The sequence below is a fragment of the Pseudomonas sp. JUb42 genome, assembly GCF_024807945.1.
Taxonomy (GTDB): Bacteria; Pseudomonadota; Gammaproteobacteria; order Pseudomonadales; family Pseudomonadaceae; genus Aquipseudomonas.
In genome coordinates this window covers 241,128-257,909 of the sequence record NZ_JANUFD010000004.1, presented here as the reverse complement: position 1 = coordinate 257,909, position 16,782 = coordinate 241,128, and the positions used below count along the sequence as shown (strand labels likewise).

Annotated in this window: 17 protein-coding genes; 8 read left to right on the top strand and 9 right to left on the bottom strand. The window is 59.5% G+C overall.

All coding sequences use genetic code 11. From position 1 onward, the window contains the following. The first annotated feature begins 24 nt into the window (after positions 1 to 24). Complete coding sequence (locus M2401_RS10120; RefSeq protein WP_259102274.1) at positions 25 to 816, top strand: bifunctional 2-polyprenyl-6-hydroxyphenol methylase/3-demethylubiquinol 3-O-methyltransferase UbiG; 792 nt, start codon at positions 25 to 27, stop codon at positions 814 to 816. Here the strand turns inward: M2401_RS10120 and M2401_RS10115 are convergent, their stop codons facing one another. Together M2401_RS10115 and M2401_RS10110 are read right to left on the bottom strand one after the other, a co-directional pair. Further along, positions 817 to 2,211, bottom strand: a complete 1,395-nt coding sequence (locus M2401_RS10115; protein WP_259102272.1) for a heavy metal sensor histidine kinase — start codon at positions 2,209 to 2,211, stop codon at positions 817 to 819. It abuts the gene before it with no gap. After that, positions 2,187 to 2,879, bottom strand: a complete 693-nt coding sequence (locus tag M2401_RS10110; RefSeq protein ID WP_259102271.1) for a heavy metal response regulator transcription factor — start codon at positions 2,877 to 2,879, stop codon at positions 2,187 to 2,189. Before M2401_RS10110 ends, M2401_RS10115 begins: the two co-directional genes overlap by 25 nt. A gap of 307 nt (positions 2,880 to 3,186) precedes the next feature. Here M2401_RS10110 and M2401_RS10105 point away from each other — a divergent pair, with 307 nt between their 5' ends. Beyond that, complete coding sequence (locus tag M2401_RS10105; RefSeq protein ID WP_259102269.1) at positions 3,187 to 3,765, top strand: hypothetical protein; 579 nt, start codon at positions 3,187 to 3,189, stop codon at positions 3,763 to 3,765. Here M2401_RS10105 and M2401_RS10100 read toward each other — a convergent pair. Then, the gene (locus M2401_RS10100; protein WP_259102268.1) at positions 3,667 to 4,737 is read right to left on the bottom strand and encodes a hypothetical protein; all 1,071 of its coding nucleotides are present in this window, start codon (positions 4,735 to 4,737) and stop codon (positions 3,667 to 3,669) included. The genes M2401_RS10105 and M2401_RS10100 overlap by 99 nt on opposite strands. A 305-nt stretch (positions 4,738 to 5,042) precedes the next feature. On the opposite strand from M2401_RS10100, the gene M2401_RS10095 reads away from it, so the two are divergent. The 3 genes from M2401_RS10095 (at position 5,043) to M2401_RS10085 (ending at position 7,100) form a co-directional block, all read left to right on the top strand. Beyond that, positions 5,043 to 5,648, top strand: coding sequence for a hypothetical protein (locus M2401_RS10095; RefSeq protein WP_259102266.1), 606 nt, complete (start codon positions 5,043 to 5,045; stop codon positions 5,646 to 5,648). 74 nt (positions 5,649 to 5,722) lie between these two features. Continuing rightward, the gene (locus M2401_RS10090) at positions 5,723 to 6,337 is read left to right on the top strand and encodes a cytochrome b/b6 domain-containing protein (protein WP_259102264.1); all 615 of its coding nucleotides are present in this window, start codon (positions 5,723 to 5,725) and stop codon (positions 6,335 to 6,337) included. Then, a complete protein-coding gene (locus M2401_RS10085) occupies positions 6,330 to 7,100 on the top strand; it encodes a molybdopterin-dependent oxidoreductase (RefSeq protein WP_259102261.1) in 771 nt (256 codons plus the stop codon). Before M2401_RS10090 ends, M2401_RS10085 begins: the two co-directional genes overlap by 8 nt. 176 nt (positions 7,101 to 7,276) lie before the next feature. On the opposite strand, the gene efeO (M2401_RS10080) is transcribed toward M2401_RS10085, so the two are convergent. From efeO (M2401_RS10080) to M2401_RS10060, 5 genes are all read right to left on the bottom strand, one after another. Next, entirely contained in the window at positions 7,277 to 8,101 is an 825-nt protein-coding gene (gene efeO, locus M2401_RS10080; RefSeq protein WP_259102259.1) for an iron uptake system protein EfeO, read from the bottom strand. A 28-nt stretch (positions 8,102 to 8,129) separates the two neighbouring features. Beyond that, positions 8,130 to 9,452, bottom strand: a complete 1,323-nt coding sequence (efeB, locus tag M2401_RS10075) for an iron uptake transporter deferrochelatase/peroxidase subunit (protein ID WP_259102256.1) — start codon at positions 9,450 to 9,452, stop codon at positions 8,130 to 8,132. Positions 9,453 to 9,553: 101 nt separating this feature from the next. Then, positions 9,554 to 10,762: an iron uptake system protein EfeO gene (efeO, locus tag M2401_RS10070; RefSeq protein ID WP_259102254.1), complete on the bottom strand. Its 1,209-nt coding sequence runs from the start codon at positions 10,760 to 10,762 to the stop codon at positions 9,554 to 9,556. Between the two features lie 8 nt (positions 10,763 to 10,770). Continuing rightward, the gene (efeU, locus tag M2401_RS10065) at positions 10,771 to 11,634 is read right to left on the bottom strand and encodes an iron uptake transporter permease EfeU (protein WP_259102251.1); all 864 of its coding nucleotides are present in this window, start codon (positions 11,632 to 11,634) and stop codon (positions 10,771 to 10,773) included. Positions 11,635 to 11,929: 295 nt separating this feature from the next. Next, positions 11,930 to 12,811, bottom strand: a complete 882-nt coding sequence (locus M2401_RS10060) for a LysR family transcriptional regulator (RefSeq protein ID WP_259102249.1) — start codon at positions 12,809 to 12,811, stop codon at positions 11,930 to 11,932. A 194-nt stretch (positions 12,812 to 13,005) separates the two neighbouring features. Between M2401_RS10060 and M2401_RS10055 the strand changes: the two genes are divergently transcribed. The 3 genes from M2401_RS10055 to M2401_RS10045 are packed head-to-tail and all read left to right on the top strand — an operon-like array spanning position 13,006 to position 15,959. Continuing rightward, positions 13,006 to 14,298, top strand: a complete 1,293-nt coding sequence (locus M2401_RS10055) for a CitMHS family transporter (protein ID WP_259102246.1) — start codon at positions 13,006 to 13,008, stop codon at positions 14,296 to 14,298. Next, entirely contained in the window at positions 14,299 to 15,654 is a 1,356-nt protein-coding gene (locus M2401_RS10050) for an acyclic terpene utilization AtuA family protein (RefSeq protein ID WP_259102245.1), read from the top strand. It abuts the gene before it with no gap. Further along, complete coding sequence (locus M2401_RS10045; RefSeq protein WP_259102242.1) at positions 15,651 to 15,959, top strand: hypothetical protein; 309 nt, start codon at positions 15,651 to 15,653, stop codon at positions 15,957 to 15,959. Before M2401_RS10050 ends, M2401_RS10045 begins: the two co-directional genes overlap by 4 nt. A 118-nt stretch (positions 15,960 to 16,077) precedes the next feature. Here M2401_RS10045 and M2401_RS10040 read toward each other — a convergent pair whose 3' ends face one another. Then, on the bottom strand, positions 16,078 to 16,782 hold the full coding sequence (locus M2401_RS10040) for a DUF3142 domain-containing protein (RefSeq protein WP_259102240.1): 705 nt from the start codon (positions 16,780 to 16,782) through the stop codon (positions 16,078 to 16,080).

Here is a 16,782-nt window from a genome sequence, read left to right as displayed (position 1 = left end):
GGAATCCAGACCAAGAGAGCATGTATGGCGATTTCCTATGGCGTAAAGATGTCGTTCTTCGATTTCTGGAGGGGATTGGCCAGGGGCCATTTCTTCATTCACCGGCGCCTGCGACGGCACTTGAATGAACAAAAGAAAAACTGGCCCAAGGGCAAGCAGTACACCCAGGGTTACTACTACCAGGGGCTTGAGGAGATCGGCATCACGGGGGCCAAGCCAACAGGTTTCCGCTTTCGCCAATATGACGTCGACAGCCTGCTGGACAATGCCGAAGTGCTCGATATCGGCAGTAACTGTGGATTCGTTGCAGCCTACTGCGCGCGTCGGGCCAAGTCGGTGCTGGGTGTTGAGCTCAATCCGTATCTCAACAAGATTGCCGTGGATACGGCCAAGTATTTGAAGCGCACTAATGTGCGGATTGTTGAGGGTGACTTCACCCAATACCAGCCGCAGCAGAAGTTCGATGTAGTGCTGTCGTTTTCCAACCACCATACGATCGATGGCAACCTGAATATGGGGTTTGAAAACTACATCAGGAAAATCGCGTTATGCCTGAAGCCCGGTGGCTATCTGCTCTTCGAAAGTCATAACGTCTATGGTCCCGGCAGCGGGGCAGAAGGCGACGACGGCGATATGGAGGAAAAGATGCGGATCATGAATCAGTGGTTCACCATCGAGCGCTATCGCATGGTCAATTGCTTCCTTGAACACATGGTCTACGACGTCAACAAGTTGTTCATTGTCGCGCGATTGAGCGAGCAACCTGAGCCGGTATCTTTCAGCCTGCCGGAAGCCATCAAGCGCTTTCACTACTGATCAGTGCGTTGTCGCAAAAGCCAGCGTGAAGCAGATCCGGCCATAGGTCGACTGCGCCACGCTGACCCGACCACCGTGCAAATGCATGATGGCGGCGACAATGGCCAGCCCGAGGCCATTGGAGTCGGAGCTCTGGTTGCGCGAGGCGTCACCCCGGTAGAAGCGGTCGAACAGTTTGCCCAGGGCCGCCTCGGTCAGCACCGGTCCCTGATTGTCGACCTCGATCAGGCAATGACCGTCGCGCTGTTCGACCCGCAGGGTAATGGTGCTGTCCGGGTCGGCATAGCGGATGGCATTGGCTACCAGATTGCTTAATGCCCGGCGCAGCAGGATCGGGTCTGCCTCCACGCTACCGTCGCCCTGGGTATGCAGAATCAGCTGGCGCTCTTCAGCCAGTCCCTCGAAATACCCGGCCACCCGTTGCAGCTCGTCATGCAGTTGCAGGGGCTGGCGTTCCAGTACTGATTGCGCTTCATCGGCCCGGGCCAGGAACAGGATGCTTTCCACCAACCGCGATATCCGCTCCAGTTCTTCCAGATTGGAGGCCAACAATGCCTGGTATTCGTCGGCGCTGCGTGGCTGGCGCAACGCGACTTGGCAATGGCCCATCAACGAACCCAGCGGGGTGCGAATTTCATGGGCCAGGTCGGCGGAAAACTGGGTCAGGCGCTGATAGCCATCGTGCAGGCGATCGAGCATGGCATTGAAGGCCTCGCCCAATTGGTGCAGCTCGACGGGGGTGTCGTGGTAGTCCAGACGATTGTGCAGGCGTGCCGGGGTGATGACGGCAGCATGGGCGGCCATGTCGCGCAACGGTCGCAGGCCCCGGCGCAGCAGGACATAACCGAGCAGCGCAGTGATCAAAAAAGCCATGACCATGGCGGCATAGATGCGCTGGCGAAAGGTCGCGAGCATGGCCATTTCCCTGGTCAGGACATGGGCGGCCTGCAGATGCAGCTCAATGCCATTGGCCAGTACCTGCACCGACGCTGCCCGCAGAGGAATACCCTGGGGGCTGGCGCCGCTGCGCAGATCGGAAATATGCAGCGGTTGATCCTGTTTGACGGTTTCCAGACTCGGCAATCGGGCTTGCAGCGGATTGACCTGAATCACCGGCACCTTGCCCGGCTCGCCGAGGATGAAAATATCGTCCTCGTTATTGAGCATGTTTTCGAACAACTGCGGGCTGGCCATCAACTGATCGAGGGTCAGGTCATAGCGCAGCAGCTTGCGAAAATGATCCAGACGCGCCAGTACGCCACCGTCGGAGCGTTCGAACACCGTGGCCTTGGTGGTTTCGTAGAGGAACATGCCAGCGCTGCCGACACTGATCATAGCCACCAGGGCAAAGGCCAGGGTCGAGCGCAGGGTCAGGCTGGGCGGTCGGGCTCGCATGGCCGCACCTCGCAGACGTAGCCGATGCCGCGCACGGTATGGATGAGTTTGACCGGGTAGGGCAGGTCGACCTTACTGCGCAGGCGCTTGATCGCCACGTCGACGACATTGGTGTCGCTGTCGAAATTCATGTCCCAGACTTCCGAAGCGATCTGCGCCCGTGACAGCACGTCGCCTTCGCGACGCAGCAACAGATGCAACAGCGCAAATTCTTTGTTGGTCAGGACGATGACCTGCTGCTGGCGGGTGACCCGTCGGCGCAACAGATCCAACTCCAGATCGGCCAGATGAAAATGATCAGCCTCGCGCACCACGCCACGGCGCAGGATGGTGCGGATGCGCAGCAGCAGTTCGGTAAAGGAAAATGGCTTGACCAGATAATCATCGGCGCCCAGTTCAAGGCCACGGATGCGGTCCTGCAACTGGTCCCGTGCGGTCAGGAACAACACCGGTACGTCCTGTTTGGCCCGCAGCACTTCGATGATCTGCCAGCCGTCTATGCCGGGCAGCATCACATCCAGCACGATCAGGTCATAGCGGTTCTCCAGGGCCAGATGCAGGCCATCGGCCCCATGCTGAGCCCAATCGACTTTATAGCCGGACTCGCCAAGGCCCTTCTTAAGGTACTCGCCGGTCTTTGTGTCGTCTTCGATGAGGAGAATATGCATGGCGCAGGCCGTCTGGTGCAGCGGGGCTTGAAGTCTAACCAAGTGGTCGGCGCTTGTCGGTTACATTTCTGTCATCGAGTGCGGGTGATGTCCAATTGTGGGAGCGAATTCATTCGCGAAGAGGCCGCTGAAATCGGCATAAATTCATCATTTGAAATACAGTGTTCGCGGATAAATCCGCTCCCACCGGCCATGGAGTAAGTCTTTTCATACACGAAATGCAGAAACTCCCTTCCTCATTGTCAGGTCAGCGTTTTTTGAAGACTGCCGTTAAGCCGATTGGAATCGCTGATAATGAGGAATAACCGTGACGTTGTGTATAAATATCAACCCCAATCATACTTATAAACAGGCGGTGGAAGCCGCCTACCACAAAGCGAAAAAAGAAGGCGTTGTTCTTGATAAGGGTATCGAGGAGGACTGCCTGCGAGTGATGAGCGAACCGGGAACTCCGGAAGGGGCGGTTTATCATGAGTTTGAATTAAGGCAAGTGGTTACCAAGGGTGCAAGTGGTGGTACAACTATCTCCAACACGTCGAGCTGGAAAAGTTATGAGTATGAGAAAATACATAAGATGAAGAGTTATGCCAGCGCACTGGCCCGAGACATGGACTCGATTGCTGATGATTTGCAAAAAGAGTTGGTTGCGGCAGGATTAGATCCGAAGGATGTACGTTTTTCAGTGGGTGAAGCAGGTGAGTTAAGAGCGTGTTCGCCATCGGGTAAATTAAGTTCGGATGAAATAAGCTTGTTCTCCAAGCTGGCAAATGAGCATTCTGAATTTAAATCACACGCTGTCCAGTATACCCGGGCGTTGATCAGTTTCGTCGATCGTACAATTGACGGAATGAATGGAAAATTTGCACGGTATTTCTCTCGTTTTTGATAAAACAGGCGCAGACCATGCTGACGAATGGCTTTCCGTTAGCATGGTCAATTTAGCTACGTATTCCCCGACTATTTTTTGGGTGCAAATATGTACCAATGGCACGCGATCACCGTATCGTCTGCCAACGCCTCCCTCCTCATGACCTTCAGGACTCATATACCAATTGCCGGTGTTGTAAGTCAGTTGCCACTTGGTCCTGAAGTCGAACACGCCTACGAATGGAGTCGTCGTATACCTACCCACGCAGGCGGGTAGGGTGATATTGGTGAGCATGGCTCCACCGTGATTACTGTCTTTGCGGTAAACCTGGCCGCCAAAGGGGGATTTATCATCTATATCCATGCGTAGCTCGATAGTGACTCCTTTTAGAGGGTGGCCTGTTGAGTCACGCACGTGGGTAAACCATTCGAAGGTGTTGACGAATTTATAAACAGGGAAGTGAATGGCATAGCGATCAGCATCCCCGATAACCCTGTGATTGACGAGATAAGGGGCCGAACTGATTTGCAGTCCATAAGGCGTCCCGGGTGGGACTGGTTTTCCAGGGTCGTTTGAGATTCTAACCTTCACCTGCTGATTGGGGATTAGCGTATCTGTGATTTCGGACTTGCCGGGTGTCACAATCGTCCAATGCTGATCAACCTTATACTCGATTTTCCACGGAGATTGCTGATCGTTATAGCGAATCTCACGAATCATCACCTTTTGCCCTCGGATAGCCGTAAAGCTGTAGTACTTCACAGACTCGCCAATCTCCAGACTACCCCTGATCTTGTTCAGTTCGTCCGGCAAATCAATTGCCACAGGCTCAGTCTGTTCTACTTTCATTATTTTCGGCGTAATTGATTGCGCTGCATGCCCGTCAGCATGAAGAAAAGCCATCGGGTGACCTGAACTCATAGCAGCGCCAGAATACGCAAGAAACAGCGCGGCGAAAAAAGTATTGGATTTACAAAATTTACTTGGCATAAAAAGCTCCATTTTTATTTTGGATAGCCGCTACCGTGCAATGCGCAACTGCGCCTGCCGGATAGCCGTGCTGTTTATATCGATTAAGTTAAGGGCCCGTTTTGTTCCAGGCCTTTGCCAGTGGTGTTTATCAACTGACAGCCCGACGTAACCAATAGTCAGAAATGTTGTCAATCCCTTTGAACGACTTAAACGATCTGCGTGGCCGCCCGGTTAAATGACAAAAATGTCACGCCCCGGTCATGCCTGAGTGCCGGTAGCCGCGCAATGATCGGTACACATTCAACCCTGCCAAGGAATCTTTGATGAAGACTGCATTGCACACCACGTTCGGCTTGCTCATGCTCGGCGCTGCGATTGCCGCACAGGCAGCCGATATGCCGGTGGTCAAGCCGCTGCGCGGCACCATCGACAGCGTTCAGGCCGATACCCTGAACTACACCACTCGCGCCGGTCAGCACCAGAGCATCATGCTGACCGACAAGACCGGTATCCGCCTGATCTCCAAGACTGATCTGGATTCGATCAAGGCCGACAGTTTTGTCGGTTCTGCCGCGATCCCGCAGTCCGACGGCAGCCTCAAAGCCCTGGAAGTGACCGTATTCGAAGCCAGCCTCAAGGGCAGCGGCGAAGGTCACTACGGTTGGGAAAATGCTGATGGCACCACCGGCACCATGACCAATGGCACCGTGGGCAAGCTGTCCAAGGCCAATGGCCGGACCCTGACCGTGCAGTACAAAGGCGGCGAGAAACAGCTGGTGGTTCCAGAAGACGTGCCGATTGCCTACGTGCAACCGGGTGAGCGCAGCGAACTCAAGGCCGGTGCCAAGATCGTGCTGTTCCCGGCCGATGACGGCAAGAGCGCCCGTGGCGTAGCCGTTGGCAAGGATGGTTTCACTCCGCCGATGTAAGCTGAGCGATGCCTGCACCGAGCCTGCCTGCATCCCTTCGCGGGCAGGCTCGGTGCGCCTATAAGGAGATCCCGATGAAACCTCGTCGCATTCATCCCTGGCCGGTGCGCCTGACCCATTGGCTCAACGCCATCGGCATGACCTGTATGTTCATGAGCGGCTGGGAGATCTTCAATGCATCGCCCCTGTTCGCCTTTACCTTTCCCAAATCCCTCACTCTCGGTGGCTGGCTCGGCGGCGCTATCGCCTGGCACTTCGCCGTGATGTGGCTGTTGGTGATCAATGGGCTGATCTATGTGCTGTATGGCCTGTTCAGCCGCCATTTCAAGCGTGACCTGTTACCCGTCTCGCCGATTGCGGTGAAGCGCGACCTGATCGCCGCACTGCGCTTGCGCCTGGTCCATGAGCATGGGCGCTATAACGCCGTGCAGCGGCTGATGTACTGGCTGGTACTGGCCATGGGTGTGCTGATCGTGCTCTCGGGCCTGGCGATCTGGAAGCCGGTGCAGTTTCAGGAACTGGCGGCCTTGATGGGCGGCTTCGACACCGCGCGCAAGGTGCATTTCGTTGCCATGGCCGCCATCGGCGCCTTTGTCGTCGTGCATCTGGCACTGGTGCTGTTGGTGCCCAAGACCCTGCTGCCGATGATCACGGGCGGGCGTCATTCTGCGGAGCAAGGCCATGAATAAACCGCGCAAGCGCATTACCACGGCCGTTCGCCTGGAACCGGCACAGCAGACGCAACTGGCCAATATCCAGCGCCGGGCTTTCCTGCGTGGCGGTTTGACCGTTGGCGCCATGGCCATGCTCACCGGCTGCAATCTGCAGGACGGCGATCAGGTCGACAAGGCGTTGTGGGCCATGTCGCGCTGGAATGACCGGGTCCAGGCCTGGCTGTTCAGCGGGCAGAAACTGGCGCCGGTCTACAGCAAGGCGCAGTTGACCAATCCGTTCCCCTTCAACGCGTTCTACCCCGAGTACAACGTTCCGGACCTGGACATCTCCGACTACAAACTGGCGGTCTCGGGCCTAGTGCGGGACAAACAATCCTGGACCCTGGACGGCCTGCGCAAGCTGCCGCAACGCACGGATATCACCCGGCTGATCTGCATCGAAGGCTGGAGCGCCATTGGCCAGTGGGGTGGGGTGCCGCTCAAGACCTTCCTCGAAGCCATCGGCGCCGATACCACAGCGCGTTATGTCGGCTTCAAGTGTGCGGATCGCTATTACTCGACCCTGGACATGCCCACGGCGTTGCATCCCCAGACCCTGCTGGCACTGGACTTCGGTGAAGTCGCCTTGCCACCGGACTACGGTTATCCACTGCGGGTGCGGGTGCCGACCAAACTGGGCTTCAAGAATCCCAAGCATATCGTCGAGATTATCGTCAGCAACGAGAACCTGGGCGGGTATTGGGAAGATCAGGGGTATAACTGGTTTAGCGGGATTTGATGGGTGAGAAAGCGTAACGAGTCCTATCAGTGAAACCATTGTGGGAGCGAATTCATTCGCGAAGGCGGTAGTACATTCGATGCATGAGCGTCGCCAGTAAGATCGCTTTCGCGGATGAATCCGCTCCCACATAGGTATCACACCGGACAACCCTTGCGGCTGTCCGGCACCGAGTCTTAGTTCAGACCCAGTTTGCCACGCAGGGTGGACAGGTCTTCAGCCAGGGTGTTGACTGGGCCGACCAGGGCTTTACGGTCGTTTTCTTTGACTTTGTCATAAGTCTCGAAACCGCCGTCCTTGGTTTTGTACTTGGCCAGGATCTTGTCCACGGTGGCGAAGTTCTTGTCGACCTTGGCAGCGAAAGCCTTGTCGGATTTCTCGATCTGCGGACGGAACAGGTCAACGATTTTCTTCGCGCCGTCTACGTTGCCCTGGAAGTCATACAGGTCAGTGTGGCTGTAGCGGTCTTCTTCACCGGAGATCTTGGTCGCGGCAACTTCTTCCAGCAGTGCAGCTGCACCACCGACGACTTTCTCAGGCGGGAAGGTCAGGCCGGCGATGCGGGTCTGCAGGTCCTTGACGTCAGTCATCAGCTTGTCGGCCAGGGCAGCCTGGTCCTTGGTGCTGTTCTGCGAGAACAGGGCGTATTCCAGACGATGGAAGCCGGTGAAGTCTTCAGCGCTTACGCCTTGCTCGTGGTCATCGACGCGGGAGTCGATGGAGGCGTCCAGGTCACTGAACAGCTCGGCGATCGGCTCGATGGCTTCGTAGTGAACGCGGGTTGGCGCGTACAGTTTCTTGGCGGTGGCGATGTCACCTTTCTTCACTGCATCGGTGAACTTCTGGGTTTCATCGACCAGTTTGCCGACTTCCTCAGTCACATAGATTTTGTAGTCCGAAACCGGACCAACCAGATCCAGCGGCGCGGTTGCGGCGAAGGCGGCCAATGGGGTCTGGAGCAAGCCCAGGGTAAGCAGCAAAGCGAGAGGCGTCTTTTTCATGGATGGTTTCCGGTTAAGGGTTGTGGGTTCAAGCGGTTTTTGTTGAAGGGGGAGCCGACGCCGCGAGCAGCGAGCGACCGATGAAGTCCTGGTCATTGACCACGCCCGGAAGGGTGAAGAAATAACCGCCGCCCACAGGCTTGAGGTATTCCTCCAGCGGCTCGCCGTTAAGGCGGGTCTGCACGGTGATAAAGCCTTTCTCCAGATCATGCTGGTAGCAGATGAACAACAGGCCCATGTCAAGCTGGCCGTTCTTCATCACGCCATTGGAGTAGTTGAACGGACGACGCAGGATCAGGTTGGCCTGACTCTCACGGGTGCGCGGGTTGGCCAGGCGGATATGGGCATCCATGGGCGTTTTCTTGCCCGCGGCATCGGCCACGTAATCGGGGATGTCGGTTTCCTTGTGGCCGTCCATTGGCGCGCCGGTGGTCTTGACCCGGCCGATGATGCCTTCCTGTTCCTGCAGCGGCGTACGATCCCAGCGCTCGACCAGGTTGCGGATGATGCGCACTGCCTGATAACTGCCGTGTACCGCCCAGGCCGGTTCATCGCTGCCCGGCTGGACCCAGACCACTTCGTTCATGGTCTTCTGGTTGTTGGAGTCCGGGTTGGCCGAGCCATCGCGGAAACCGAGGAAGTTGCGTGCGCTTTCGGCCGGTTCGCTGGCCTTTTTCGGCGCCTGGGCCGGAACGCTGCCTTCCTGTTTCCAGCGCACCAGCAGCAGGTCAGGCAGGTTCTTGATCACATCACGCAGGGCGTGAATGTTGCTGTCCGGGGTGTTGGAGCAGAACTGCAGGCTCAGGTCGCCGTGGCAGCAGTCCTTTTCCAGCGCGTCGTTAGGGAAACCGACCATGCGGATCAGGCGCTTGGGCTTGACCGCAGCCAGGCCGAAACGCTCGTCGAACAGCGATTCGCCCACCGAAACGGTGATGGTCAGGTTGTCCGGCGTGACCACCGGGCCAAGGATGCCCGAGTCCAGCGGTGGCAGCTTCGGATCAACCTGGGGCACGGCGCCGCCGGTCATCAGGAAGGCAATGCGCTCGTTGAGGGTGCGGAACAGGCGCTCCAGGTCGTCGCGGTCCTGAGCCAGCACGTCGAACGACACCAGCATGCCGGCTGCCGGACGCGGCGTGACGATGCCGGTCTGGTGCTGGCCGCGGAAATCGTTATGTTCCTGGGTCTTGTCGCTCGGCGGTGCTTCGGTGACCTGGGCAGGGGCGGTCGCGGCCAGGGCATTGCCCGCCAGACTGCTGCCTGCCAGTGCGGCACCGGCGGCGCCAAGGCCCATCAGGACCCGGCGGCGATCCACGGAAACAGGGGCGTTGCTTTGATCTGCGTCTTTCTTCACGGCAATTTTCACTCGATAGTCAGCTTAAAGGGCTCTCGATCAGAGAGGCCGACAAGGCATCGGGGGCCTGGGTGGCCCCTCTTGTTAATGACCGGCTACTGTCACAGACCGGACAAGCCGAGCGCAGGGTCGATTCCATCGAGTACATCCGCCAGAGCCTTGGCGTTATCTGCAAGTTGTTTGCGTTGCGCGGCATCGACCTGATCGTACGGGCGATAGCCACTGTCGGTTTTCAGGTTATGAATGCTGCTGTCCAGTGCTGTCATGGCGCTGTCGATCTTGCCGAGCAGTTCACCGGCGGACTTGGCCAGCAGAGGGCGCAGCAGGTCGATGACCTTGCGTGTGCCTTCCAGGTTGGCGGCAAAGCCGTTCAGGTCGGTGTGGCTGTAGCGTTCTTCTTCGCCATTGCTGCGGATCTCGGCCAGGCTGCGCATGTTGCGGGCAACGATACCGGCCAGTTGCTCAGGGGCGATGCTCTGGGCCAGCAGCTGTTGCTTGAGGCTGTCGCTGTCCGTGCGCAGGCGCTGCACCACAGGGGCCAGGCCGTCGAGGGAGTGCTGTTGGAACAGCGCGTATTCGACGCGGTGGAAGCCATTGAAGCCCGGATCCTGCTCGCGTTTTTCGTAGTAGTCGGCGCGGGCGTTGATGGCGTTGTCCAGTTCGGACAGACGCTGTGCCGCCGGGGCGATCCGCTGGTAGGCGGCTCGGGCCGGGGCGTAGGCGGCCTGGGCGAGGCTCAGGTCACCGGCATCCACGGCTTGTTGCAGGGCGTCGATCGCCTTGAGCAACTGCGAACCCTGCATGCTCAGGTAGACGCGGTATTCCGACAGCGGGCCGATAAAGGCCACCATTGATGGGCGGGCCTTGGCCAGGGCATCGGACTCGGCAGTCGGCGTGACGTGCAGGGTGCCGCGCGGGTTGCTCAGCAGGCCGCAGGTGATGGTGTAGTCGCCGGGCATCAGGTTGGCGTTGATCACTTGGCTCAGGCCGGGGGCGATGTTCTCGCGCTCTTCGATGACCAGCACGCCATCGAGAATTTCCCACTCAACGGCACGTTCCGAACGGTTGACGATGCGGAAAGCATTCTTGCCGGCTGCGACCGTCAGGGCGTTAGGCTCGCAACTGTGGGCGTGAATGGTGACCAGTGTTTCGGCACCGGCAGTGGCGGCGCGTTTTTTCATGGCGGTCTGGGAGGCGGTGTAGAACATCGCGCCGCCAGCGATCATGAGGATTACGGAGCCAGCCAGCACCCAACGCAAGGCGCGGGGAGGCGTGGCTTGCGGCGCAAGCCCTGAGGGACTGTTGGTCATGGAGGCCCTTATTTATTCGTAACGGAAGAAGACGGGAGATGCGCAGGCTTGGTGGGCAGACTCACCACCGGGGCGTGCGGCAGGAAAAACAGCACCAGGGCCCCGATCAGATAGACCAGGTAGACCGTCAGGGTGCTGATGGTCGGCGCGTCCTGATAACCGAACATGCCGGCCAGAACCGAGCCGGTCGGGCCATCCATCGGCAGGGTGGCGCTGATATCGAAGACCACGGTCTGGAAGTGATTCCACAGGCCGGCTTCATGCAGTGCCTGCACGGAGTTTGCGAGGATCCCGGCCGCGACCACGAGAATGAACAGCCCGGTCCAGCGGAAGAAGCGGCTCAGGTTCAGGCGCATGCTGCCCTTATAGATGGCGATGCCGACGCCAATGGCCAGCAACAGGCCGAGCAGGGCGCCCAGAGGTGCACCGACGCCTTCGCTCTGCTGGAACACGGCGAGCAGGAAGAACACAGTTTCCAGACCTTCCCGGGCTACGGCAAAGAACACCATGCCGATCAGGGCGTAGGTCTGGTTTTTCGAGCCGGCGAGGGCGGCATCGAGGGAGACATGCAGCTCATGCTTGATCGAGCGCGCTACTTTGCGCATCCAGAACACCATGGAACTGAGGATGATCACGGCAAGCAGCCCGACCAGGCCTTCGAACAGTTCCTGTTGTTTCTGCGGGAATTCAGCGCTGACCATTTCCAGGCCGCCACCGACGAACAGGGCCAGGGCACCGGCCAGGAAGACACCGATCCACACGGCGGGCATCCACTCGCCACGGCCGGTCTGACGCAGGTAGCTGGCGATGATGCCAACGATGAGCGCGGCTTCAATACCTTCGCGCAGCATGATCAAAAAAGGAACGAGCATGTTTCATCCGAGGTAAATGCTTTAAAGTGTCTCGCTTCGTTGCGTGCCTTGGGCTTCTGTCAACGAAACAACGTGTAACATAATGATACTCATTATTGAATGCGCATAGTTGTTTTTTTGCAAAGGTTTCATTTCGCATTCGCGTTCAGCTGCAGTTCAGTTGACCTGAATCAGCTCGCAAACGGCTCCGCATCAACTTCGGTGGGACCGGCTTTAGCCGGGAAGAGGCCGCTGTATTCGCCGCATCTCTATATAGTGTTCAAAGACGCCTTCCCGGCTAAAGCCGGTCCCACAGTCAGGTGTTGGCATTTCTCATCAATTCGACAAACCGCTGCGCCGCCGGGCTCAGGCCGTGCCCCACGCGGGTAATCAGGCCGATCTCCCTTGCCACGTCGGGATGGTCAACCGGCACTCGTACCAGCTCGCCGCGACCTTCGTCGGCGGATTCTGGCAGCAGTGTCATCCCCAGCCCCTGACGCACCAGAGCCAGTACCGTGGACATGTAGTTGGCTTCCAGGCCCGGCACCAGGGGCAGTTCCTCACTGGCAAACAGCTGCTCCACGCGTTCGCGCACACTGCTGTCGCGGCCGGTCAGGATGATCGGCTGACCGGCCAGGGCTGCCAGTTTCACCGAGCGTTTGTGCGCCAACGGGTGATCGGCGGGGACGAACAGGCATAAGCGGTCGACCCATACCACCTCAAAGTCCAGGCCATGGCCCATGCGTGCCCGTACGCCCAGGCCGAAATCCACTTCGCCTTCGCGCACCAACGCATCAATACGCTGCGCTACGACGTCACGCAGGCGCACCTCGACACCGGGAAACTGTTCGCGGAAAACGCGCAAAACCGGTGGCAGCACGCTGGAACACATGGATGGCAACGCCGCCAGGGTGACCACACCGCGGCGCAGGGCGGCCAGATCCCGCGAGCCGCTGACGATGTTGTCCAGGTCCAGCAAGAGCTTTTCCATGGGCCCCAGCATGTTCTGCCCGGCCGCCGTCAGGCTGACCTGGCGCGGGCTGCGTTCGAGCAGGACGACGCCGAGCCAGTCTTCCAGTTGCTGGATCTGCACGGTCAGGGCCGAGGGCGACAGGTTCAACTGGATCGCTGCCTTGGTAAAACTGGCGCTGTGAGCGACGGCGAGGAAAGCACGGATGTGCTGGATGGAGTTTTTCATGGCCACCTGGAGTGCGGAGACAGTAGGACCGGCTTTAGCCGGGAGAGCGGCCTCGCGGCTAAAGCCGCTCCTGCGGGTGAGTGCGCATCGATGATTCGTATTTTTAGAATATGAGGCGGTGAACATTTCAATTTACAAAGCATACCCCGCTTTCAATACTCGCTGAAAACAACAATGAAAATCGGAACCCACCCATGCTCGCTACCCTTGGCGTCATCACGATTCTCTGTTTGCTCGCCGCTGTCATGAGCAAACGCCTGTCTCCCCTGGTTGCCCTGATCGCCTTGCCGATCATTGCCGCGTTGCTCGGCGGCTTCGGCCTGCAGACCAGTGCCTTCATCATTACCGGTATCAAGAACGTCGCCCCGGTGGTCGGCATGTTTGTGTTCGCCATCCTGTTCTTCGGGGTGATGACCGACGCGGGCATGCTCGACCCCATCATCGACCGCATCCTGCGCACCGTCGGCACAAGGCCGACACGGATTGTCATGGGCACTGCATTGCTGGCCCTGCTGGTGCATCTGGATGGCTCCGGCGCGGTGACCTTTTTGGTCACGGTGCCAGCCATGCTGCCGCTGTATATAAGGCTGGGCATGGACAAGCGCATTCTCGCCTGCGTCGCGGCCATGGCGGCGGGGGTCAACTTCCTGCCCTGGACCGGCCCGGTGCTGCGCTCCTCGGCCGCCTTGCATGTGCCGGTGGCGGAGCTGTTCCAGCCGCTGATCCCGGTGCAGATCGTCGGCCTGCTGTTCGTCTTTGCCTGTGCCTGGTGGCTGGGCCGTCGTGAAGAGCGGCGTCTGGGCCTGGGTGCCGATGCGGCGGTGGATGTGGTGCCGCAACGTGTTCTCAGCGCCGACGAAGAAGTGCTGCGTCGCCCGCGCCTGTTCGTCCTCAACCTGATCCTCACGGTACTGGTGATGGCGGTGATGATTGCCGGTTGGGTCGACCCGGTGGTGATGTTCATGCTCGGCACCGTCGTCGCCCTGTGCATCAACTACCCCAATGTCGACGCCCAGCGTGCCCGCATCGATGCTCATGCGAAAACTGCCCTGACCATGGCCAGTATCCTGCTGGCCGCCGGGGTGTTCACCGGCATCATGCAAGGCACCGGCATGCTCAAGGCCATGGCCGAAGTGGCGGTGGCGCAGATTCCGGCCGGGCATGGTCATTTGATTCCGGCGCTGGTGGGTTTCCTGTCGATGCCGTTGAGCCTGCTGTTCGATCCTGACTCTTTCTATTTCGGTGTCATGCCGGTGATTGCCGAAGTCGGCAAGGCTCTGGGCGTCGAACCGCTGCAAGTGGCCCAGGCCTCGCTGTTGGGCGTGCACACCACCGGTTTCCCGGTCAGCCCGCTGACCCCCGCGACCTTCCTGTTGGTGGGCCTGTGCAAGGTCGAGTTGGCCGATCACCAACGTTTCACCATCCCTTTCCTGTTTGCCGCGTCGGTCCTGATGACCCTGACGGCATTGCTCCTGGGAGTGTTCTGAATGAAAACCCTACGTATCGGTTCCGGCGCCGGATATTCAGGCGACCGCATCGAGCCGGCGGTTGAACTGGCCGAGCTTGGCGAGCTGGATTACCTGGTCTTCGAATGCCTGGCCGAACGCACCATCGCCCTGGCCCAGCAGGCGCGCCTGAGCGACCCTGAAGCCGGTTACGACCCGCTGCTCAGCGAGCGCATGCGCCGGGTGCTGCCCTTTGTCGGCGCTGGCCGCGGTCGGCGCCTGCGCCTGATCACCAACATGGGCGCGGCCAACCCCCTGGCGGCGGCGCGGGAAGTGCGGCGCATTGCCAGTGAACTGGGTCTGCATGGCCTCAAAGTAGCAGCCATCACCGGCGACGACGTGCTCGATACCCTCAAGCGTGAGCCGCAACAGTTACTGGATAACGGTGCGACCCTGGCCTCGCTGGGTGAACGGCTGATCTCCGCCAATGCCTATCTGGGCGCCGAAGGTATTGTCCAGGCATTGCGCGCCGATGCCGACGTGGTGATCACCGGCCGTGTGGCCGATCCATCGCTGTTTCTCGCACCGCAGCTGTTTGAATTCGGTTGGGCCAGTGATAACTGGGCGCTTTTGGGGCGCGGCACCTTGATCGGCCATTTGCTCGAATGTGCCGGGCAGATCAGCGGCGGTTACTTTGCTGACCCCGGTTTCAAGGACGTGCCCGATCTGGCGCGTCTGGGCTTTCCCCTGGCCGAGGTCAACGAGCGGGGCGAGGCAACTATCTGCAAGGTGGCAGGTAGCGGCGGGCGTATCGATACCGCCACCTGCACTGAGCAGATGCTCTATGAAGTGCATGACCCGGCGGCGTACCTGACCCCGGATGTCTGCGCGGATTTCAGCGCAGTGTCGTTCGATGCGGTGGCGACCAATCGGGTCGCGGTCAGCGGCGCTGATGGTCGTGAGCGACCGCAGAACTTGAAGGTCTCGGTGGGTTACCTCGATGGTTGGATCGGTGAAGGGCAGATGTCCTACGGTGGGCCGGGAGCAGTCGCACGAGCGCAGTTGGCGCGGCAAGTGGTGCTTGAGCGTCTGCAACTGATGGGCGTGGTTTATGACGATCTGCGCGCCGAGTTGATCGGCGTCGACAGCCTGCACGGCGGCGAGCTGGGCGCCCGGGCCAGTGGCGAGCCGTGGGAGGTGCGCCTGCGCGTGGCGGCCCGTTGTGCCGACAAGGCCTGCGCGGTGCGCGTTGCCAACGAAGTCGAAACCCTCTACACCAACGGTCCCTACGGCGGCGGTGGCGCAAGCAAAAACCTGCGTCAGGTGGTGGCCGTGGCATCGCTGTTCCTGCCGCGCACTGCTGTCACCGTGGCCGTGCATATGGAGGCAGCCTCATGAAGCTGCGTGAACTGGCCCACTCCCGTACCGGGGACAAGGGCGACACCTCGAACATTTCCCTGATCGCCTACCGCGGCGAAGACTATGCACGCCTGGCTGAGTTTCTGACGGTGGAGCGGGTCAGCGCCTATTTCGCCGAACTGCTCGATCCGGCAGCGGCACCGATTCGTCGGTATGAGCTGCCGAACGTTCATGCGCTGAATTTTGTCTTGCCCGGCATCCTGCGCGGCGGCGTGACCCGTTCCCTGGCGCTGGACGCCCATGGCAAGGCGCTGGGAGCGGCGTTGCTGGATATGGACATCTGATGCCTGTGACCTTGTGGGACCGGCTTTAGCGTGGAAGGAGCTCGTACATTCGTTACATCTGTATGTTCAGGAGCGATGCCCTCCCGGCTGAAGCCGGTCCTACAGTAATGCGTGGACCTCACGGATTCTGCAAAAACACCACATACCCCCTGAACCACTCGCTGCCTTGCAAGTATCCCGGCACCTGCCATTCACCACCCTGGATCAGGCCGATTTTGTAGGGCAGGCCCAGACGGTTGATGCGGGGCAGATAGGCGCCATAGTCGGGGATGCTGTGGCGGCCCTGGTAGGTCTGTACCACCACTTCGTCGACGATGCCTTTGAGCTGGCCGATGGCCGCTGGGTCAGCGTTGCTGCTCCAGTCCATTAGGCCCGTAATGCTCAGACGGTATTCGCCGGGCAGGCGCTGGCGCAGATCGCGCAGGAATTCGACGTATTCATTCAGATAGCGAGTGCGCGCGTCGAAGTCGATCTGGATGCCGACTACGTGATTGCCTGCCCGCTTCCAGCGTTCAACCTGTCCGAATAACTGTCGATAGACCGATTCCGGCCAGTGCAGGGTGTGGGCGCGGTAGACGATCCACAGGTCCGGCTGGGGCAGGGCCTTGACGCTCATGCCCTGGGCAATGAAGTTGACCCGCTGTTGCGGGTCGCGTTTGGCGATGCTGATCTGCCCTTGCAGCAGGTACAGGGTCTTGGCCTGGGCCAGCACCGGCTGGCCGTTGACCCCACCCCACAGCCAGAAGGCGTCATAGTCCCGGGCATCCACCGCGGCTGTTGCCGAGGTCGCCAGCAGCAACAGCAGCCAGGCCAGCAGGCGCAT